Consider the following 20426-nt stretch of genomic DNA (forward strand, 5'->3'; position numbering starts at 1 on the left):
TCATTGGTGCCCCGTTGCCAGGGGGGGATAAGGATCAGCAAGAGGGTGTAACGATCTCCGTGTAACTGCCCAGATTAAATGTATTCCGCCAAGCGTTCTTCGAACTCAATCATAAATCTATTCAGTGCTGGTTTCCAATTGCGAATCGGCATGGTCCATTTTTTGATGCTTGCTGCACCGCCAGATACACCACTTTCATTGCCGAGTCGTCGGTCGGAAATAGCTTCCGTTTTTTAATTGCCTTGCGAACCACGCTGTTCATTGACTCGATGGCATTGGTTGTATAGATTGCCCTGCAGATGTCCTCAGGGTAGCCAAACAGGGTATTAAGATTGTGCCAGTGGCTACGCCACGAACGGCTGAGCTGAGGATATTTGTCATCCCATCGGTTAGAGAAATTATCAAGTTCCAGTAGCGCTTCATCTTCGGTGACAGGCTTATATATTTTCTTCAGGTCTGCCGTCACTGCCTTGTAGTCTTTCCAGGACACCCTCATCAGAAAAGTAAACATTCATGCCTGTGGCCTCTTCAATTTTCCTGAACTGAGCACATTCTTTACCGTTATCAACCGTCAGGGTTTTACACCATTTCTCAGGTATGACCTTAAGGCAGTTGTTGTCACCAGATAAAAAGCATCTGCCGATTTGTCGCTCAGTTTAGCAGCAACCAGTACGCGGCTCTTTCTTTCCACATCGGTGGCAATGCCGCCTGAGCCCTTGGCTCCCTCAACGCTATCACCTTCCCAGTGGCCAAGGCGACGATGGTTGCCAATACTCACAGGACGATCACGAATGCTCACACGATGTGGTAATCAAACCACGCCCAGTCCCGTATTGTTGCTGTCTTAGACGCTTTTTGTGCCACCTCAGTAGATGTTGGTACAAAGAACCGATTTGTGCCGCATTCTCGTATATCCATCGATGGATACCTTCCGGGCTAATCCGCAGACATGCACCTCGAGGGTGATCCAGCTTGAGGCGTCCAGCCATTGTTTCCGGTGACCAATCCTCCCATAATCGCTCGGTGACATAATGCAGGCGTTTTTTACGTGATCGCCTGAGAGTGTGCCTCGGTTTCTTGCATCGAGCCATCGCACGTTTCTGTGCAAACTCATTCCAGTAACAGGCCATGAGTCGACCATTGCGTTTCACTTCACATGAGATGGTGGTGTGATGACGACCCCAGACGACGACCAATGTCCCGATAACCTAAACGCCAATGTAAAAGATACATGAGCGTATGGCGTTCTTTTGCACCAAAATGGAGATAAGACATGATTTGTGCTCCTCTTGTCCAAATAAGATTTCACAACCTCTTATCAAGCATTCAGCTCATCTCTATTAGTCATCCAGGTGATGCACTTTGGTGTTGAATTCACGATGTTTCTGAAAACAAGCAAATCACAAAAAAGGCAGGCCTAAAATGGGCCTGCTTGTTTCATTGGAAAAAAGGGCCGCGGTTATTTGTTGGCGCGATTGTTCACCAGATCATCCACGACACTGGGATCAGCCAGAGTGGAAGTGTCACCCAGTGAATCCAGCTCGTTGCAGGCGACCTTGCGTAGAATTCGGCGCATGATCTTGCCGGAGCGGGTTTTTGGCAGCCCGGGTGCCCACTGAATGACATCAACGATGGCAATCGGGCCAATTTCACTGCGTACCAGTTTGACCAGTTCCACCTTCAGCTCGTCCGTAGGTTCAACACCTGCCATGGGTGTAACGTAGGCGTATATACCCTGACCCTTGATGTCGTGTGGATAGCCTACGACTGCAGCCTCGGCAATCTTCTCATGCAGCACCAGGGCTGACTCGATCTCTGCTGTGCCCAGACGGTGGCCGGAGACATTCAATACGTCATCTATGCGTCCAGTAATCCAGTAGTAGCCATCCTTATCACGCCTTGCGCCATCACCAGTGAAGTAGTTGCCCGGATACTGGGAGAAATAGGTGTCTTTGAATCGCTGATGATCGCCATAAAGTGTCCGCATCATGGCTGGCCATGGGCGGGTGATAATCAGTGCGCCCTGGCACTCGCCTTCGAGTACCTCTCCGGTGGATGCATCGACAATCGCCGGTGCGACCCCAAAGAAGGGGACAGAGGCAGAACCGGGTTTCAGGTCAGTCGCGCCGGGTAGGGGTGTGATCAGGTGACCACCGGTTTCGGTCTGCCACCATGTATCGACAATCGGGCAGCGCCCATCGCCTACCACTTTATGGCACCACTCCCAGGCCTCTGGGTTGATCGGCTCACCCACGGTGCCGAGCAAACGCAGTGATTTGCGTGAAGTCTTTTTTACCGGCTCTTCGCCGGAACGCATCAGGGCCCGGATGGCAGTGGGTGCGGTGTAGAAGATGGCAACGTTATGTTTATCCACGACCTGCCAGAAACGGGAGACGTTGGGGTAGTTTGGAATGCCCTCGAACATCAGGCTGGTGGCGCCGTTGGCCAGAGGGCCGTAAACAATATAGGTGTGGCCGGTGACCCAGCCGACATCCGCGGTGCACCAGTAGACCTCTCCCTCCTGGTAATCGAAGGTGTACTTGTGAGTCATGGCGGCAAACACCAGATAACCCCCGGTGGTGTGCAGGACCCCTTTGGGCTTTCCTGTGGAGCCGGAAGTGTAGAGGATGAACATCGGGTCTTCCGCATCCATCTCTTCAGGCGGGCAGTCGGTGGAGGCGTTTTCCATGGCATCGTGGTACCAGATATCACGGCCTTCAGTCCAGGCGACATCACCCCCGGTACGTTTGATTACCAGACAGGTGTGGACATTGGGGCAATCTGCCAGGGCGGTATCCGCATTGACTTTCAGAGGGACGTGCTTTCCGCCCCGTACACCTTCATCGGCGGTGATCAGGGTCTGGCAGTTGGAGTCGAGTATCCGGTCACGCAGCGAATCGGGGGAGAAGCCGCCAAAGACGACGGAGTGGACGGCGCCAATACGGGTACAGGCCAGCATCGCCACGGTAGCTTCCGGAATCATCGGCATATAGATACAGACCCGGTCCCCCTTTTTTACCCCACGCTGTTTGAGCACATTGGCGAGTTTACAAACTTCTGCATGCATCTCGCGGTAGCTGATGTGCCGGTCCTCTTCTGGATTGTCACCCTCCCAGATGATGGCCGTCTGGTCACCACGAATCTCCATATGCCGGTCAAGACAGTTATAGGAGACATTCAGTTTGCCGCCCTCAAACCATTTGATATCCGCCGTGTGAAAATCCCACTCTGAGACCTTGTCCCATTTTTTTGACCAAGTCACAAATTCCTCGGCCATATCGCCCCAGAATCCGTCTGGATCGTCTATAGACCGTTGGTACATCTCCTGATATTTTGCTGCATCTATATGCGCATTTGCTGCAATATCCGCAGGAACGGGATAGACTTTCTCTTGGGACATGGTTTATCTCCTTAGTTGAGTTAATAGCGGCTTAAGCCGACTTTTTTATCGAGACTGCACAATGCTATACCCCAGATAATGATTCAGGGTAGTGTACGGTCATACTTTTTTCAGTTTTTTACCTTCATCCTGGGAATTCCAAATCTTTGTCGTCGTTCCCACAGTGCCTTGCGGCTGATTCCCAGTTGTTTTGCCAGCTCTGTCTCAGTCATCTTTTCTTGATGCTCCAGCACGAAGTGGCGGAAATACTCTTCCAGAGATAGATTGGTGTTATCCGCGGGTATTTTCGGATGGAGTTGCTTCAGATTGGTATCTATGGCCAGCAGGTCAGGGGTAATTTCATTGCTTTCACACAGAATGACCGCTCTCTCCATGGCATTTTCCAGCTCGCGGACATTGCCGGGCCAATTGTGGCTGACAATTGTCTCTATGGCCGCCTGATTAAGTGTCAATGGCGAGCGATTGAGTTGCTTGCGTGCCTTGTCCAGGAGAAACTCAGCCAATTCGACTAGGTCGGAACCCCGCTCACGCAGGGGCGGCAGGGGGAGTTCCACTACCCGCAAACGGAAATAAAGATCACTGCGGAACTTACTGTTTTGTATCAGCTGCTTGAGATCCCGGTGGGTGGCGGCGATCAAGCGGATATCGACCAGTCGGGACTGCTCCGATCCGACTCGCCGGATTTCACCATTCTGTAGTACCCGCAGCAGCCGGGCCTGTGCTGCCAGGGGGAGTTCTCCTATCTCGTCGAGAAACAGGGTGCCTCCCTCCGCCGACTCCACCAGACCGATGCGGGTGCTGTCGGCACTGGTAAAGGCTCCCTTCTCATGGCCGAACAGTTCCGACTCTATCAGCGCTTCCGGGATCGCAGCACAGTTGACGGTAACGATGGGGGCATCTTTACGCAGGCTTTGATTGTGCAGTGCACGTGCCACCAACTCCTTGCCGGTGCCAGATTCGCCCAGGATCAGAACGGTAGCATCCGTTGGGGCAACCTTGGTGATACGACGACACGCCTCCTGCATGGCAGGACAGCTACCGACCATGCCGTCTACCGGATAGACCCTGTCCAGATCCGCCTTGAGGATTTCGTTCTGCCGCTCCATATTTCCCTGCTTGAGAGTCCGGTCAATCAGAATCAGCAACTCGTCATGATCGAAAGGCTTGGCGATATAGTCAACGGCACCCTGCTTCATCGAGTCCACCGCCGATCGTACGCTAGCGTAGCTGGTCATGATCAGCACGGGTACGCCTTCGGCCTTTGCTATGATCGCCGTTCCCGGTGCTCCGGGCAGTCGCATATCGGCCAGGATCAGGCTGAAATTTTTCAGGTTGAATCTATCCACCGCCTCTTCAACCGATTCAGCCTCTTTAACTTGATGATTTTTGCGTTCCAGCAGGCGTCGTACGGCGCTACGGATGATCGGTTCATCTTCAATAATTAAGATCTGACTCATGATTCTCTACGCTTTAATCCAAGTGTTGAGGTAGTTGTACTATGACTCGGGTGCCAACATTGGGAACCGAATCGATGTTGATGCTTCCTTTATGCTCTTCGATTATCTTGTACACCATGGAGAGACCCAGGCCGGTTCCCTTGCCGGTCTCCTTGGTGGTGAAAAAGGGCTCAAAGATCTCCTTCTGAACATCATTCGGAATGCCCTCCCCCTGATCCATTACTTCGATCTGCAACTGTCCATCCTCTTCGAAAGCAAAGATCTCCACCTGACCTCCGGGCTTCGAGGCGTCACAGGCATTGGTCAGCAGATTGACCATTACCTGTGAAAGGCGTTGGCGGTCGCCGATCAATTTCAGATCCTTCGGGCAACTGCTGCTGCACTCCACCTGCTTGCCTGCCCGAGTCAGTCTGACCAGTTGAATCGCTTCATCCACGATATCGCTCAGGGCGAATGCCTCCAGTTCGGTGCCGATGCTGCCGCTCCGGCTGAAGTTCATCAGTGATTGAACAATACTGTTGATACGTTTGGTCTGTTGCAGTATCCCCTCAATACTCTCCTGGATAATTTCGCTAGTCTGCTCCTCTCGGAGATTCTGTGCCAGGGAGGCGATGCCGGTGACCGGGTTGCCGATCTCATGGGCGACGCCGGCCGCCAGCCGCCCGATGGAGGCAAGACGGTCGCTGTGTGCCAGTTCGGCCTCGAGATTTTCCAGGTCTGTCATATCTTCCAGAAGCATCACCAGACTGGTGTGGGGGCCCGACTCCTGATGGGGCAGATCGGGGTCTGGAATCTTTGCCTTATGCAGGTTGAACCAATGAGGGCGGTTATTGACGTTTACCTCCATATGATGAATGTGCCCATCCTGGGCCAGTGCAAAACCGGCTAACAGTGATCCCCAGGGGGGCGACAGGCTGTTCAGCTTGCGCCCTTCAGCTTGCCGGCTGCTTACCCCGCTCATCATCTCAAGCGCCAGATTCCAGATAATCACTGTGTGGTCAGGGGCAACGGCGCAGACACCCAGCGGCAGGTCCAGCAGAATCTGGCGGTGGTATCGGCGCAGTGCATCCAGGTCCGCATTCAGGCCTTTCAGCTGGCTGCGTGACCGTTCCAGTTTTTCGTCCATATAACGGAAGGAGTCAGCCAGGGCGGTTTTTGTCTGGCCATCGATTCTCAGTTGCTGGTTGATGATGACGTGGGCCATATGCGGACCCACCAGACCGGAGAGGTTGCGTTCGATGCGTTGCAGCAGCCGTTTCAGTTCCCTGGGTCGCGTCTCATCCTTGCCCAGGTCCAGATCCTGAAGGGCCATCGCCACTTCCATCTCGGCTGCTTCCTTGCCAACCATGACAGCCAGACCCTTGGCGAACTGTGCCGGTGAACCGGCCGCCACAACACCGTCGAGGGGGACCGGAATGATGGTGTCACTACTGCAGGCGTGCGCGGCCTCCTGCTCTTCCGGCGATTGGCGGGTGAACAGGGATACAGTGACGAATAGTGCCGTGTTGCAGGCCATCGACCAGAAGGTGGCGAACTGCCAATGATCGAGACCGGAAGTGCGATGCAGGGAGGTGAGATCGAGTCCGAGGTCGACAATACCTGAATTTTCCAGCAGCGGCAGAAGCAGGGTGATGGTCCAGATACAGATACCTCCCAGCAGTCCGGTAATAAATCCCTGACGGGTCGCACGGCGCCAGTAGAGTGCGCCGATAACACCGGGAAGGAACTGGGCAACGGCGACAAAAGAGATCAGCCCAAGCTGCACCAGTCCCTGGTTATGCTCCAACAGCTGATAAAAGCCAAAGCCGGCCGCGATGATAACGGCTATCAGCAGTCGCCTTCCCCAGAGCAGCCAAGTGTAGATATCGAGTTTTGGATCAGGATAGCTGGCGGGGAGCAGCAGGTGGTTAAGGCACATGGATGAGAGCGCCAGAGTGGATACGATCACCATGGCACTGGCGGCGGACACGCCACCAATAAAAGTGAGTATCGGTAACCATTCAGGGCCATTTGCCAGGGTAATGCCGAGGACATAGTAGTCGGCATCCATGTCGAGCTGTAGATAGTCTCCCGCCCAGAGAATGGGTGGGATCGCCAGATTGAGCAGTAGCAGAAAGAGTGGAAAGGCCCAGCTGGCAGTCGTTAGAGCACGGCTCGATATATTCTCCGTAAAAATCATATGAAACTGCCGGGGAAGCAGAAAAGCGGCACAGAAAGAGAGAAACAGCAGGGTTACCCAAGGTCCTTCACGGATCGGCTCATAAAGTGCCCGGATCGCCTCCGGGTGGGCGGTCAGCCACTGGTTCAGTTCACTGGGTCCGGAAAAAGTGCCGAAAACGGCAAACAGGCCCACCGCCACCAGTGCAACCACTTTGACCAGGGACTCAAAGGCGATGGCAGCGACCAGCCCTCTGTGTTTCTCTCGTGAAGAGATGTGACGGGCGCCGAACAGAATGGAGAAGAGTATCAGCATGCCGCAGAATCCCAGGGCCAGGAATTGAGGTATCTCATCGTGGGTCAATACCTGGGTCGATGAGGTGACGGCACGGATCTGCAGGGCAATATAGGGTAGGGAACCCAACAGCATAAAGAGGGTGACCAGGATGCCTGCAAGTTGACTGCGGTAACGGAAGGCCAGCAGGTCAGCCAGGGAGGTGAGCTGGTAATCACGAACCAAGCGCAGAAGGGGACGCAGCAGCATCGGGGTGAGCATAAAAGCGATGGTTACGCCCAGATAAATGGTGAGAAACTGAAAGCCTTCACGCTGTGCAAAACCAACGCTGCCGTAATAGGTCCAGGAGGTGGCGTAGACGCCAAGAGAGAGTACATAGACCAGGGGATTGGCGGTCCAGCTGTCTGGGATCAGGCCACTATCGGTGATGTAGGCGATAAAGAACAGCAGCAGCAGGTAGCAGAGGCTGACGCCAAACAGTACTTCCAGCTCATACGTCATGACGGTGCTTTCGGGTCAGCCAGGCCGTAATCAGAATAATCGCCAGCCAGAGCAGGTAAGGGAGGAACCAGGGGTTATTCTCTCCAGCCCACCAGTGGGTTAGTGGTGAGGCAAAGAGAAAGAGTGTCAGCAGTGTGAGCAGCAGGGTGCTCTCTCTTTGTTTGCTGGAGTCCGGACGATTCAGCATGGAGTAAGCCTATCAATTGTTACAAATAGTAACAACCGAGATATCTTATCGTGAGCAGCAGCATGGTAAAAAATTCACCGAGTATCAGCTATTCCCGGTTTGAAATAGCCACAGTGATTTGTCGCTGCTCTTTGTGATCCTGTGATAAACCTCTGGCACATCCCGGGAATAGCAGTATTACCCATCTATCCAGATTTCTTGAACTGCTCTGGAAACCAGTAGTAAACAGGAGGCACGAGACTGTGATCTGCAGCCCTCGTTTCGAAGGAGTGACTTATGAATCCTGAAAAAGTTGTCTTTGGCTTTTTCATCGTATTGGCTTTGACTCTCAATTTCGGCTTTTTTGTGGGTGATCTTGATAACCCGGATCATCACCATGTCTATGAGCTGTTTGCCGTGATTGTGGTGAACCTGATGGCCACGATCCTCAAATTTGGCGACCGTACTCAGATGGGAGCGGTTCTGCTGGCTACCAGGCTGGTGGCGCTACTACAACTGTTTGCCGCAGTCCTGGTTTGGGGTGTGGCTCAACACGTTGCCGGCAGTGGACTGACGCCGGTAGCAATGGCCAGTATTGTTTCGCTTTCGGGCGGCGCCATGCTGGCCAATGTGATCTCGGTAATTCTACTGGTGATCGAGACAGTGATGCTGCGTCGCTGAAGCAATCTGCTGTGATGAATATCATCTACATCATTCTCCAGCGCATGCGTCAGCCACTGCTGACGCTAATTTCCGTCTATGCTATTGCTGTGCTGGGGCTGGTGTTGATCCCGGGGCAGGACAGATAAAATATATAAAAATCAAATAATTGGGGTATTTATGTCGTAGCCAGTTCAAGTTCTATATTTCCGCGCCCTGTAGATAACAGAGCGCGGAGACCTACTCTAAAGCAGTACCTCCTCTGGTTCTTTCTGATCAAACGCATTAGCGCTAACTCGTATAGTATTAAAATCATCCAGGCTGATTTTTTGTAATATTTCAGCGGGGCCGTCCGTGAAAGTGACAAGGTAGGCATAGACCAAGCCATCGTTGCTTTCGACCGTATCCATTTCCCACGAAAGCTGTTCAAGTTCAAAATCTGTTAGACCAAGTTCATCAGCTAAAGCGCTTTGTTTGTAGGTACTATGCACACTTTCTTTATCTCGCCAATCATCATTGACTGCGCCTCCGGCCTCGATCTCGAAATCCAGAAAGCTTCGTTTTCCAGCAATACGTGGTAGCGTAACCCGCACCCCAAAATCTATCCTATCGCCAGAGAACATCTTGTCACCGATCTGCGTTCCCTTAAGGGTTCCCGAAGCAATGATCTCAAGGTCATCGCCTGTGTCTACTATCTTGGCATTCTCATAATACGGGGAATCCTCAAATCCGGCATTGGTTTCTGCCATAACTCCGGATAACTCGTCAGAAATAAAATTGTCACATTCGATCAATAGAACTTCAGTGATGTAGGCTTCAAGGGTGTCATAGATCCAGACATTTCCACCAAAATATCCTTTATCACTTAAGAATGTGCTTATGAGTGAGGCCAGTTCTTGTGACTGTGGCAGATCATCAGGCAGCTCCTTCAGGCGTGCTTGCCGTCGAGTCAAAAGCGGGATATCAGGCACAAGAATGGCTGCCTCTTCCAGATTATCTAGCGGATATGATTTTTCAGATATCAGAGCAGCATGACTCTTATATCCAAAGAAAGCCGCAATAAGCTCTCTAGTATGTGTTGCTTTGAGTTTAGCACCAGTTTTTGATGCATAAGACGTGCGCAGGAAGTCCGCACATAATTTTGAAATATCGGTTTTCACGAGAAGAATCTCCTTAATTGTACTGATACTTTGCAGGTAGTGAAGAGTGTTTAACACTACGCTTGCCAGAAACAATTAAAGAAATCTACACAGGCAGGTAGTCAAAATCGCTGTCTTTTTGGTCACTCATAGCCAAGGCATTCAGCTCCTAGTAGTCAATCTACCACAGAACGCCAAGAATAAATACCAACTGACTGATTGTTGTTTATTACCACAGATATGTAATGAATATCGCGCCAAGCCCTAAATACAGGTCTAAAATCTGTGGGGTACTCGGAACTGAGTAATAAAGTTAATATTTTCTAAAAATAATCGTAAACTATTGAATTTAAAAGAGAAATAAGGAGATGGCAAAGGTAATAAAAAGGTAATCAGAGAGTAATTATATTACCTTTTAAGAGGGTAACTTTTAACAAATTATATTCTCTTATAAATCAATGTATTAGAAATAAATTACCTTTTAAATTACCATATATTACCTTTAGAGGGTAATTATTTAATCCTTTTATATCATATAGTTATATTGCTGTATTGACTATGATTACCCGTTTCCGAAGTACCCCCATGTACCTAAGAGTCCACTGCCGTTGAGCATTGCTATTCTGCCATATGTCTCGTAAGCCTCTTGTGCCAAGAATCGCAGAGATTATAGGACTGAAAATAATAGCACCCCCGTAAGTAATGCGCAGGCTTTCAGCCAGTTTGGCAGTTGCAAAAAAAACAGCCCTAAAAAGCCCGCAGGCGTGGAGGGGGGAAGACGGCGGAGTGTGAGGCAGCGTGCAAGCGGTGAGTGACACCGCTTTGTAGAAAGACCAATTTGGTTGAATTGCAGGCTGAATTAGCCTAAGAGGTGATTATTAGCTCGCGCCGCTTAGCGGCATTGGTACTGCCGCCTACCGTGTAAGTGATAGGAATCGACTGGCATTTGAATTCGTTAAAGACTTCTCTGATATCGGGGTGGTCATTAATCGATATAACCAGCTTACCCGAGCAACTTGAAGCCAGCTCTGCCATCTTGGCATAGTTATCAAATGTGAAGTCGGATCCATACCCTGTTGTTCCCCAGTACGGTGGATCAAGATAAAAAACCGTATCGATACTATCGTATCGAGTAATACACTCATCCCAAGGCAGATGCTCAATGGTTGTTCTCGCCAACCGTAAGTGTGCCAGGCTTAAGTCCTCTTCGATTCGTAGCAAATTAAGCTTGGGTGGGGTTGTCTTTGCGGTACCAAAAGTCTGGCCAACTGGCTTTCCTCCAAAGGCCAATTTTTGCAGATAGTAGAATCTTGCTGCCCTTTGCACATCGGTCAGTGTTGTTGGGTCTACCTTCTTGGCTAGAAGAAATTCCTCTCGGCTGACCATGGCCCAACGGAAATGACGAACAAACTCATCAAGATGATACTTGACGATTCTGTATAAATTCACCAAATCACCATTCAGATCATTAATGACCTCAACCTGTGATGGCTTCTTCAAAAAGAAAATGGCAGCGCCACCGGCAAAGGGTTCGACATAAGGTTCTATACCCTTCAACATGCGGCATAATTTGTTTGACAAGTCGACGCTTTCCCCCATCCACGGGATGATTGGTTTGGACATGGTGCAGCCTCTTAGTGATAAATTTGATAAGCTTCACCGTGCTGTATGCATGCAGCGGGGAGCCTCGGCTGGTCATGGTGGTTACTTCATCATGTCCGGCGATGATTACGGTGTTAGCGCACCGTAATCATCGCTCCTCTCTTTCTGTTTTCGGGTCTTTTACATCAATAAAGTAAGGTTCAAACTGGATGACCTCCTCACCTATCCAGCTATTAATTTCTTTAAATCGCTCCCGTAGCGGTATGAGTTCATTACGGGAAAATACCTTGCTAGCCGCTTCTGCTGATCCGAATCCACCTGTATTTTACGGAATAATGCCCATTATTTGAGGTGGCACACGGTGCGCGGATAATACATCATCACGTGTCACGTTCTTAATATTGAAGAACTCATCTTTGGCTGATACGTCTGCGATAGGAATTACCTGCAGCCCGTCTTTTTTACCGTCTGGCGCGTACATAAACAGGTTGCGAAAGTTGCCAGGCTATTTTGATTCTTTAAGCGCTTTTCTCAGGTTGTTAATATCATCTTCCTCATGGGCAGTATCGGTCATATACAGAATGAATCCGGCATGGCTGCCATTGAGATAATATTTACGGCGAAATAAAGTCTCTGACTCATTCAACCATGCACTGTTTAGCGCCGCCAAATATTCAGGTACACCATAAATTTCCTGATTAATATCGGGTTCAAGCAGATGGAAGATTGAGTCACTTGAGAAATAGTGCTTTTCACCAAAGTTTTTCAAAAATAGATAGTCGTCATGGCTTTCTTGCGAGTGTATTTGGCAGGACTAGGCTTTAACTTGACTGGCTTCCAAAGACGATTATTGATTCTTTCAAGATAGGCATTACCGAACACCAAATAGTCTAATAAAACCGGCTAAAATCCTGCTTGGTCAGTAAGGGATGGTCGACATAGCTGGAAACCAGAATATTGCGCTTTACCGATAAAGCAGATCGATGATGGACGCTGGCATGTAATGATTTTGCCAATCCATGCAAACTGATAGGTGGCTCATAATAGTCACCCTGTAACCAGCATTCTGCATATTCGCTGATTTCTCTACCCTCCAATACTGGAAGCGGTTCTCCAAAAGCAAAAAAATCAGCTTTTTTATTCACTAGAAAATCTCCATAAATGATTTTTTACCTTCGCCAACTTCATCCACACTATTCAATGTTTCTTTATCGAGCGCGTGCATGACGGCCCAGGCTAAGTCGGCATGACCTGTTTTATTGGTTAGGCTTGCCCGATAAGTAATGTTTCTACCGGATTTGGTTGCGGTTTGATGGATGGTCATAAACGCATGAGCCAAGTCTGTCCACGACAAATCGAATTCAACCAGTCGGTGACTGAATAACTACTTGGCCTTCAAAACTAAATTGGTTTTTACTTCAACGAAATAATTTATTCGTTTAACACTGGGATAGAACTTTTTAACTAATTGATACACACCATGACCTTTCCCCCAGAAATAGAGCCATGACAAGGATGAGATTTCCAATTAGTCTGTGTATTAGGAGATCTCAAGATGAAGAAGAAGCGTTACAGAGAAGAGCAAATTATTGGTGCCATCAAGCAGCATGAGTCAGGGGTAAAAGTTGATGACATTTGTCGTCAGTTCGGCATTTCAACCGGGTGCTTTTATAACTGGCGAAGCAAATACGCCGGGATGGATGTCTCAGAAGCCAAACGGCTCAAAGAGCTTGAAAGCGAAAATAACAAGCTTAAGAAGTTACTTGCCGAGAAAATGCTTGAAGCTGAGGCGATGAAGGATGTGCTCTCAAAAAAGTGGTAAAGCCTGCTGATAGAAAACAAATCGTGAGCTACCTTAAGTCGCGGTTCAAATTAAGTGAGCGTAGAGATTGCCTATTAGTAGGCTTAAGTAGAACCGCTTTTCGGTACGTTACTCAATGGGGAAAAGATGAGCCTCTACGCAAACGGTTACTTGAGCTGGCAAAAAAGCATCCGAGTTATGGTTATTTGTTTTTACATGGCCTCCTGAGAGGAGAGGGGCTTGTGAAAAACAAGAAGCGGACCTACCGAGTCTATAACGAAGAAGGTCTTCAAGTGAGGACTAAAAAACGCAAGAAGATAATACGACCAAGAATGCCAACGATTATGCCCATTGGTAAAAATATACGCTGGTCAATGGATTTTGTCAGTGATCAGTTGGCTAATGGTCGCCGCTTTCGAGTATTTAATGTGATTGATGATTACTCAAGAGAAGTTATTGGCCAGCTCTCTGACTTCTCGATCAATGGTCACCAGGTCGCTCGTTTTTTAACTCAGGTGATTGAGCTAAGGAGCGCTCCGGATCAAATAATCTGCGACAACGGTACTGAGTTTACTAGCAAGGCGATGTTCTACTGGCAAAAAGAAAGTGGCGTTAAGCTAGGTTTTATTCAGCCAGGTAAGCCTACTCAGAATGCGTTTGTAGAAAGCTTAAACGGTAAATTCAGAAATGAATGCTTAAATCAGCATTGGTTCAGGTCCATTGATGACGCTAGACATGAAATTGATCAATGGCGAGAGCACTACAATCACGTGCGGCCTCATAGCGCATTAAATTATTTGTCACCTGTGGCCTTTGTGAATAGGGCCGCTTAGAATGAATTATCTCATCCAAGTCTTGGTATTAAGATGGGGGGAAGGTCAACCAGAACCCGCGCCAGTTGCATCAATTCCAATGTATGCAACGTTAAAATTATCACACATTTTTTTGATATGCGCTGACTGAGCATCAAAGTCCATTCCCTGCCAACTGTATTTTTCTAAAAACCGATACTTCTCGCCTTTTTTTAGCGGTGGTGAGACGATAACAAGACTGGTATTATCTTGTGTTTCAGACGGGTCATACCCTATCCATACAGGTCTTTCGCCAAACGGCATTTTTTGATTGTGGTTGTAATCCTCCCAGCGCACCAGTGCATCAACCATGCAACCTTGTAACTCACTTAAAGGAAATACAGAGGCAGAGTCATCAATGAATTTTCATAGCAGTAGGTTTTCAAATTTAGAAGGCGAAAATTTTTTCTTAAGTTTATCCATCGTGACCAACGAATCGCCTTTGTTTATTGCATCCTCAATGGTGACAATTTGTCGCCAAATACCATCCTCACATTCCACCCCATCTTTCAGCGCCTTATGACTCACATCAATATCGATATGATCTTTTTTTGGTCTTCCTTCATTAAAATAATTACCATTCCACAAAGAATAAGCTTGATGATTTATTGTTGACGGCGTTGAAAAATAGGTAATTATTAGATCATCTAAAATCGCTATGCCACTGGAAATATGTTCTATATCTGAAAAATTATGAATCCAGAAACACTCATCAATATACAAATAACCGGAGTAATTTTTCGCCGTATTTTTATTAGTTCAAAAAAAATGTAGTTCAGCACCATTCGACAAAACAATAGGGTCGCCTCGGAGTTCAACACCTGTCACTTCCATAACAAAGTTAATAATATCTCGCTTAAATACCAACGCTTGATTTTTTGATGCTGATATGAATATTTTATTCTTTCCCGTCTTGGCAGTATCAACAATAGATTCTCGACTAAAATGAAGCGTTTCGCCTATTTTCCTGATTTTAACAATCTGTCTAACGGCAAAAGCTAAAGAACGATGCCATTCTTTTTGATGAGGAAACATGCCTTCCATAAAAGCCAGTTCCAATTGTCTAACGGCCTCTCCATCCAGGTGATTTTTTTGAGGCTACTTACGCTTTCCTTGGTTACGATTTTTAATCTTTGGATTAAGGTCTGCCTCATTACCTCCTGATTCAAACCGCTTAATTCTGTCTGTCCGCTCAAATGATTTTGTCAGCGCTTCAATTTCTCGAAACTCTGTATTTGTTTTATCAGGCTTATCAATTAACTGACAAAGCCGCATATCAATCGCACCTTCAACACGCAGCACAATCGGCGCATCGTCCCACTTCTCTCGCCGCTTCCATGAATCGACGGTGGCATAGGCAATATCCAGATCATTACTGATTTGTGCAATTGAGTAACCACGCCAATACATTTGACGGGCTTGATTACGAGTATTGAAATCTATCGAATCGCTCATGGTGTAAGACTAACGGCCAAAACGCCTTTCAAGCAGGGCTTATCAGTTGATTGTGGCTATATCAACTGCAAGCCGGTTGCTATGACTAGCGACCTAGCACCAAACTCTAATCCAGAAATGATCGCATCCTTAAATTTTAAACAGGATTAAAATAGTGAGATGAGCATCGATAGCACACAGAATTTTTGGCATATTACTGCCGCAGAAAATGACTCTACAGAAATATGGATTCATTGGTATATTGGCGAATCTTTTTACGCTGAAAGAATTTCGGATAATAAATTCATCGAACAAATCAGTGCCATAAAATAGAAAAAGATTGTTGTTTATATCAATAGTAGAGGTGGCTCTGTGATTGATAGCATGGCCGTTTTTAATGCACTACTTAACCATCCTGCGGCCATCACTACAGTCAATGCTGCATCTGCGATGTCAATCGCCTCTCTCATATTACAAGCTGGGGATAGTCGGCAAGCATACGGTAATGCAATCACCATGGTTCATGATTCAATCACTGGAACCTATGGCAATGCGGGTGAGCATCGTGAAACGGCGGAGATACTCGATAAATTTAATCGTCTTATGGGAACAACCTACGAATCGCGTGGCGTCAAAAAGGATGATATTGCCTCTATTCTGGATGGAAAAGATCATTACTACACGGCCACAGAAGATAAAAATCTTGGTTTAATTGATGAAATTACCAACCATCTTTCTATAGCAGATTCATCTGATCATCCTCGACACATAGTACCTGATCACCTTTCCAGCCAACCGGTTAAAGCCGAGGATTCAAGCATGTAAAATGAAGAGCTTCCTACCAATACACAAGCTGATGATGCAAAAAATAACGAAGGTATCTTGGCAAAAGTTCGCGCCATTTTTGGAGTTAACAGCGCGAAGAGTTCGCAGGAAGAAAACAGTCAAAATGATAAACAACAGACTGAGCGACTAGAAGACCTTGAAGCTGCTGTGTCACTCATTGCAGAGCAAATGGCCGATACATCAAAACAAGAAGACATAAAGAAGATCTCCGAATCATTGGCACAGTTAGTCAATGACATTAAGGCATTAAATAAGCAAATAACGAGTACGCCAGATTCCACACACAATCCACGACCTGCGGATACCGGCGCAGCCAAAACCATATTAACCGACTGTTAGCCAATACAATAGGAGCAAACACACATGCGTAACGAAACTCGACAACATTATAACGCTTATGTGTGCCGCCAAGCGAAAATTAATGGCATAGAAGACGGCACTCAGCAATTCAGTATTGAGCCTTCCGTTGAGCAATCACTTGAGGACATAATCCGCGAGTCAGCCGGTTTTTTACAGCGCGTTAATATCCATGGTGTTCCGGAATAAGAAGGAGAAAAGCTTGGGCTGGATGTTGGCTCAATCGTAGCCAGTACCACTGATACGGATAGCAAAGATCGGGAAACCTCAGACCCAACCACACTGGCAAAAGATCGGTATCGCTGACAGTAAACCAATTTCGATACCCATGTAAAATATTCAAAACTGGATGCCTGGGCTAAGTACCCTGACTTTCAAACCCGTTTGCGCAATCTGGTGACACAGAAAATTGTCCGTGACCGTATGATGATTGGCTTTAACGGTACCAGTCGCGCAATGAGTTCTGACCGCACCACAAACCCTCTATTACAGGATGTTAATATTGGCTGGTTAGAACACCTGCGACAAAACAGTGCCGAAAGCGTACTGGCTGATATCAAAATCGGTGATGGCGGTGATTATGCCAATATTGATGCCGCTGTATTCGATGCCACTAACGAGCTGATTGCCGAATGGTACCGGGATGATCCTGACCTCGTTGTAATTATGGGCCGTGAGCTGTTAGCCGATAAATATCTTGCCCTGCTCAATGATAGCGATGCACCTACAGAGCGTAACGCGCTGGACATCATTATCAGAAACAAACAGATCGGTGGACTAAAAACCGTTAGAGTGCCTTTCTTCCCTGCTCGCTCATTTGCCATCATCCGACTCGACAATCTAAGCCTCTACTATCAAGAGGGCAGTCGTCGTCGGCATATTGCAGACAACCCAAAGCGAGATCGTATCGAAGATTATCAATCAGTCAATGAGGCATATGTCGTAGAAGACTATAACCTGATATGCCTGGTTGAAAACCTACTGGTACCTGATGGTAACGGAGGCTGGGCATAGTGAGCATTGCCAGACGACATCGACAAAAATCACTGCTGCAAAAGAAACCCATGAAGCCGAAACAGCAGGTACGCTCATTGGATCAAACCAATACGAACTGATGCTCTCTCAATTAACCACACATCAACGCCAACTTTCATAAATACAGAGCATGGAACAGCGTGCGGTGACAAAGGCGACAATTTTACCTGAATACGCCGCTTATGTTGACGGGGTTCTCTCTACCAACAGTGGCCTACAGGATGATGTGCTGGACTGTGATGGTTTGGCGTATCGATGCAGGCGATCTAGGCGCTGCACTTGAAATCGCAGAATATGCACTAAGTCATCAATTAAAAATGCCTCAGCGCTTTAATCTGGACACCGCAACATTAGTTGCTAAAGAAATGGCGGAAGCCGTTATGTCTTTACCTGATGACGATAATATTGACGAAGAACATATCCGTCATGTGATCGACTTAACCCAACAATATGATATGCCGGATGAAGTACGCTCCAAGCTACATAAAGCCATGGGGCTAACGTTACAGGAAAACAATAGTGCAGAATCGATAGAGCACCTATCACGAGCCTTGGCATTAAACCCTCTGGCAGGTGTGAAAAAGTTATTAGATAAATTGCAGAAAGCGCAAGCAGAAAAAGACGTGGCCACCGTCTAACCGTGTCTCCCACGAGCCGCAGCGGCCCAGCGCAATGCCCTGCTTTTATAAGTGGGTAAGTTAAAACGCTGGTGACCGCTGTTTTTATTTTGAAGTGTGGAGTAAGGCTAAGAGTACCCATGTAATGAGTGGATTTATCGCAACCAACAACAGCGCGGAAGAACCTGAACAGGTTAGCAATAACAGTTTTTTCACTGACATTGATGTTAGCCAGTTCCGTACTGTTATGCGCGTAGATAAAACGGTTACATCAGAACGAACGGTTCAAGCCATACAAGATGCCATGATTGCCATCAATAGTGAACTGCAAGCATGGCAAGACAATTCACAATCTAAGTCTTTATCAGACATTCCATCAGAAAACTACGGTGATAAAACCAAGCTGGAGCATCTATACCAGGCGGCACTGTTTAATCGTGCTAAAGGACTACTGATCGAAAGCTATCGTGACTATGACAGTACCAAATCTGGACATGATCGATCCGATGATATGGAAACTCATATCGATGATTACCTCCGCCGATCACGAGAGGCCATTCGCAATATTTTAGGTATTTCACGTATGACAGTGGAATTGATTTGATGATCGTTATTACCCAATAAGATGACACGATTGGCCTCATCTGTTGGCGGCATCTAGGCAGTACTACAGGCGTAACAGAGAAAGTACTCAAGATCAATCCGCATATTGACAATAAAAACCCTGTATTACCTATCGGTACTCGAATCACGCTACCGGATTTTCATTTACCCGTAAAAAAATCATTAATTTGTGGGATTAACTATGCATGGTTACAAATTAGGAAAACGATCATCTAAACGCCTTGAAGGAATACACCCTGATCTGGTGAAAGTGGTCGAACGTGTAATCGAAATTACATAGATTAATTTTACCGTTATGGAAGGAATGAGAACAATTGAACGCCAGAAAAAGCTATTGGCTAAGGGGGCTTCAAAGACTATGCGTAGCCGCCACATTACCGGCCATGCTATTGACCTAGGTGCGTATGTAGATCGCAGGGTTGATTGGAGCTGGCCTTTATACCATCAGATTGCAGCAGCAATGAAAGGCGCTGCAAAAGAATTGGAGATTCCAATTCCTTGGGGAGGGAATTGGCGGAAGTTTCCTGATGGGCCGCACTTCCAGCTTCAGTGGAAACACTACCCAGAATGAGAAAGGCACCTTGTAAGATCAGGCGGATAATTATCACAATGACCTTGTTGTTGTGTGCTTTTGTTGTTGTTTACCTGCTTTTCCAAGGTGACGACACACGTTTAAACGAGACCTTAGCTAACGGAGCTTTCTTCTTGGCGGGTTCAGTGATCGGAGCGTATGTCTTCGGTGCTACGTGGGACTATAAAAATAGTGATGAGGTGAAATAGTATGGGTCTGTTGAGCATGACGAGATTGATTAAGATATGGCCGATTTTCGCCATTATTGGCGTGGCTGATTTTTCCTATTTCAAAGGGTATTCAAATGGTAAAACTCAAGCACAGCTTGTTTATTTGTAGGAAAAGAAAGAAGCGGTTGCCCGTGCCATTCAACAGGCTGAAGAGATAGCTAAGGTCAACCAGCAAATAGCAAACGCCTTCCATAGCAAGCAGGAAAAGGCTAAAGTAAAAATTAAAATTATTGAAAAAGAGGTAATCCAGTATGTGGAAAAACACCGCAATGATGACGGTTGCAACCTTGATGCTGACGGGGTGCGGCTCATTAACGACCTTATCAACACCGCCAACGGTTAACCAGCCAAAGATTGAGAGAGCTTTGCTACAGCTATGCCAAAAGTTGCCATTAATGGATGAAGGAAAAATAGCCGACCGTTTCTATTTAGCAAAAACAGTGATTGGTATGTATGGGGATTGCCGAAGAAAACAGGAGGCATTAGCCGATTCCGTAAACGCTATAGAGGGTAAAAGGTTGAAGAATGAAATCAGAAATTAAACGCCGTGAGTGGCGCTTAGATAAAACCGTTAGTATCGGGCATATCATCAGTACTTTGATTATTACTCTATCGGTTTTCTCGTGGGCACTGGCTATAGACAAACGTGTTGAGCAGAACTCACAAAGCATTAAATTTCTCAC

General features: G+C 47.3%; 18 protein-coding genes and 6 pseudogenes. 11 read left to right on the forward strand and 13 right to left on the reverse strand.

What is annotated here, in order from left to right; translation table 11 throughout:
• Positions 1–74 precede the first annotated feature (74 nt).
• The 6 genes and pseudogenes from MN084_RS05575 to MN084_RS05600 all read right to left on the reverse strand — a co-directional run.
• Positions 75–490 (reverse strand): annotated as a pseudogene (locus MN084_RS05575) (transposase); the annotation flags it as partial.
• Positions 491–571: 81 nt separating this feature from the next.
• A complete protein-coding gene (locus tag MN084_RS05580; protein ID WP_241086873.1) occupies positions 572–778 on the reverse strand; it encodes a hypothetical protein in 207 nt (68 codons plus the stop codon).
• 681 nt (positions 779–1459) lie between these two features.
• Positions 1460–3400, reverse strand: a complete 1941-nt coding sequence (gene acs / locus MN084_RS05585) for an acetate--CoA ligase (protein ID WP_241086872.1) — start codon at positions 3398–3400, stop codon at positions 1460–1462.
• 110 nt (positions 3401–3510) lie between these two features.
• Complete coding sequence (locus tag MN084_RS05590) at positions 3511–4857, reverse strand: sigma-54-dependent transcriptional regulator (RefSeq protein WP_241086871.1); 1347 nt, start codon at positions 4855–4857, stop codon at positions 3511–3513.
• A 13-nt stretch (positions 4858–4870) separates the two neighbouring features.
• Positions 4871–7810 carry a sensor histidine kinase gene (locus tag MN084_RS05595; RefSeq protein WP_241086870.1) on the reverse strand — a complete coding sequence of 980 codons (2940 nt, stop codon included), beginning with the start codon at positions 7808–7810 and terminating at the stop codon, positions 4871–4873.
• Positions 7800–7997: a hypothetical protein gene (locus tag MN084_RS05600; RefSeq protein WP_241086869.1), complete on the reverse strand. Its 198-nt coding sequence runs from the start codon at positions 7995–7997 to the stop codon at positions 7800–7802. The genes MN084_RS05595 and MN084_RS05600 overlap by 11 nt, the downstream gene beginning before the upstream one ends.
• 276 nt (positions 7998–8273) lie before the next feature.
• Here MN084_RS05600 and MN084_RS05605 point away from each other — a divergent pair, with 276 nt between their 5' ends.
• Positions 8274–8657, forward strand: a complete 384-nt coding sequence (locus MN084_RS05605) for a DUF6394 family protein (protein WP_241086868.1) — start codon at positions 8274–8276, stop codon at positions 8655–8657.
• 224 nt (positions 8658–8881) lie between these two features.
• Here MN084_RS05605 and MN084_RS05610 read toward each other — a convergent pair whose 3' ends face one another.
• The 4 genes and pseudogenes from MN084_RS05610 to MN084_RS05625 all read right to left on the reverse strand — a co-directional run bounded on the left by MN084_RS05610 (position 8882) and on the right by MN084_RS05625 (position 12731).
• Complete coding sequence (locus MN084_RS05610) at positions 8882–9796, reverse strand: hypothetical protein (RefSeq protein WP_241086867.1); 915 nt, start codon at positions 9794–9796, stop codon at positions 8882–8884.
• Positions 9797–10639: 843 nt separating this feature from the next.
• Positions 10640–11398, reverse strand: a complete 759-nt coding sequence (locus tag MN084_RS05615) for a DNA adenine methylase (RefSeq protein ID WP_241086866.1) — start codon at positions 11396–11398, stop codon at positions 10640–10642.
• A 127-nt stretch (positions 11399–11525) separates the two neighbouring features.
• A pseudogene (locus MN084_RS05620) lies at positions 11526–12543 on the reverse strand (phage portal protein).
• Positions 12522–12731 carry a phage terminase large subunit family protein gene (locus tag MN084_RS05625; RefSeq protein WP_330178412.1) on the reverse strand — a complete coding sequence of 70 codons (210 nt, stop codon included), beginning with the start codon at positions 12729–12731 and terminating at the stop codon, positions 12522–12524. The pseudogene MN084_RS05620 and the gene MN084_RS05625 overlap by 22 nt, the downstream one beginning before the upstream one ends.
• A gap of 201 nt (positions 12732–12932) precedes the next feature.
• Between MN084_RS05625 and MN084_RS05630 the strand changes: the two genes are divergently transcribed.
• A protein-coding gene (locus tag MN084_RS05630; RefSeq protein ID WP_330178413.1) for an IS3 family transposase occupies positions 12933–14011 on the forward strand; the annotation gives its coding sequence in 2 pieces (ribosomal slippage) (positions 12933–13185 and positions 13185–14011; 1080 coding nt in all).
• Positions 14012–14056: 45 nt separating this feature from the next.
• Here MN084_RS05630 and MN084_RS05635 read toward each other — a convergent pair.
• The 3 genes and pseudogenes from MN084_RS05635 to MN084_RS05645 all read right to left on the reverse strand — a co-directional run bounded on the left by MN084_RS05635 (position 14057) and on the right by MN084_RS05645 (position 15484).
• Complete coding sequence (locus MN084_RS05635; protein WP_241086864.1) at positions 14057–14341, reverse strand: phage terminase large subunit family protein; 285 nt, start codon at positions 14339–14341, stop codon at positions 14057–14059.
• A gap of 54 nt (positions 14342–14395) precedes the next feature.
• Positions 14396–15073, reverse strand: a pseudogene (locus MN084_RS05640) (terminase large subunit domain-containing protein).
• Positions 15074–15127: 54 nt separating this feature from the next.
• Positions 15128–15484: a terminase gpP N-terminus-related DNA-binding protein gene (locus MN084_RS05645; RefSeq protein WP_241086863.1), complete on the reverse strand. Its 357-nt coding sequence runs from the start codon at positions 15482–15484 to the stop codon at positions 15128–15130.
• Between the two features lie 318 nt (positions 15485–15802).
• Between MN084_RS05645 and MN084_RS05650 the strand changes: the two genes are divergently transcribed.
• From MN084_RS05650 to MN084_RS05690, 9 genes and pseudogenes are all read left to right on the forward strand, one after another.
• Positions 15803–16288, forward strand: a complete 486-nt coding sequence (locus MN084_RS05650; protein WP_320416467.1) for a Clp protease ClpP — start codon at positions 15803–15805, stop codon at positions 16286–16288.
• 39 nt (positions 16289–16327) lie between these two features.
• Positions 16328–16648: pseudogene (locus tag MN084_RS05655) on the forward strand (GPO family capsid scaffolding protein); the annotation flags it as partial.
• A 24-nt stretch (positions 16649–16672) separates the two neighbouring features.
• A pseudogene (locus MN084_RS05660) lies at positions 16673–17680 on the forward strand (phage major capsid protein, P2 family).
• 151 nt (positions 17681–17831) lie between these two features.
• Positions 17832–18339: pseudogene (gpM, locus tag MN084_RS05665) on the forward strand (phage terminase small subunit).
• Positions 18340–18463: 124 nt separating this feature from the next.
• Positions 18464–18922 carry a head completion/stabilization protein gene (locus MN084_RS05670; RefSeq protein WP_241086858.1) on the forward strand — a complete coding sequence of 153 codons (459 nt, stop codon included), beginning with the start codon at positions 18464–18466 and terminating at the stop codon, positions 18920–18922.
• Positions 18923–18960: 38 nt separating this feature from the next.
• Positions 18961–19158: a tail protein X gene (locus MN084_RS05675; protein WP_241087154.1), complete on the forward strand. Its 198-nt coding sequence runs from the start codon at positions 18961–18963 to the stop codon at positions 19156–19158.
• A 64-nt stretch (positions 19159–19222) separates the two neighbouring features.
• Complete coding sequence (locus MN084_RS05680) at positions 19223–19513, forward strand: M15 family metallopeptidase (RefSeq protein WP_241087153.1); 291 nt, start codon at positions 19223–19225, stop codon at positions 19511–19513.
• Between the two features lie 38 nt (positions 19514–19551).
• Positions 19552–19722, forward strand: a complete 171-nt coding sequence (locus MN084_RS05685; protein WP_330178414.1) for a hypothetical protein — start codon at positions 19552–19554, stop codon at positions 19720–19722.
• A gap of 272 nt (positions 19723–19994) precedes the next feature.
• The gene (locus MN084_RS05690) at positions 19995–20285 is read left to right on the forward strand and encodes a hypothetical protein (RefSeq protein WP_330178415.1); all 291 of its coding nucleotides are present in this window, start codon (positions 19995–19997) and stop codon (positions 20283–20285) included.
• Positions 20286–20426 lie beyond the last annotated feature (141 nt).

The sequence above is a fragment of the Candidatus Vondammii sp. HM_W22 genome (genome assembly GCF_022530855.2).
Taxonomy (GTDB): domain Bacteria; phylum Pseudomonadota; class Gammaproteobacteria; order Chromatiales; family Chromatiaceae; genus Vondammii.

Coding starts and splice junctions, on each gene's coding strand:
- MN084_RS05615 (WP_241086866.1), bottom strand. CDS start 11,398: ATGTCCAAACCAATCATCCCGTGGATGGGGGAAAGCGTCGACTTGTCA.
- MN084_RS05600 (WP_241086869.1), bottom strand. CDS start 7,997: ATGCTGAATCGTCCGGACTCCAGCAAACAAAGAGAGAGCACCCTGCTG.
- MN084_RS05685 (WP_330178414.1), top strand. CDS start 19,552: ATGACCTTGTTGTTGTGTGCTTTTGTTGTTGTTTACCTGCTTTTCCAA.
- MN084_RS05595 (WP_241086870.1), bottom strand. CDS start 7,810: ATGACGTATGAGCTGGAAGTACTGTTTGGCGTCAGCCTCTGCTACCTG.
- MN084_RS05645 (WP_241086863.1), bottom strand. CDS start 15,484: ATGAGCGATTCGATAGATTTCAATACTCGTAATCAAGCCCGTCAAATG.
- MN084_RS05635 (WP_241086864.1), bottom strand. CDS start 14,341: ATGGTTGATGCACTGGTGCGCTGGGAGGATTACAACCACAATCAAAAA.
- MN084_RS05605 (WP_241086868.1), top strand. CDS start 8,274: ATGAATCCTGAAAAAGTTGTCTTTGGCTTTTTCATCGTATTGGCTTTG.
- MN084_RS05690 (WP_330178415.1), top strand. CDS start 19,995: ATGTGGAAAAACACCGCAATGATGACGGTTGCAACCTTGATGCTGACG.
- acs (WP_241086872.1), bottom strand. CDS start 3,400: ATGTCCCAAGAGAAAGTCTATCCCGTTCCTGCGGATATTGCAGCAAAT.
- MN084_RS05590 (WP_241086871.1), bottom strand. CDS start 4,857: ATGAGTCAGATCTTAATTATTGAAGATGAACCGATCATCCGTAGCGCC.
- MN084_RS05670 (WP_241086858.1), top strand. CDS start 18,464: ATGAGTGGATTTATCGCAACCAACAACAGCGCGGAAGAACCTGAACAG.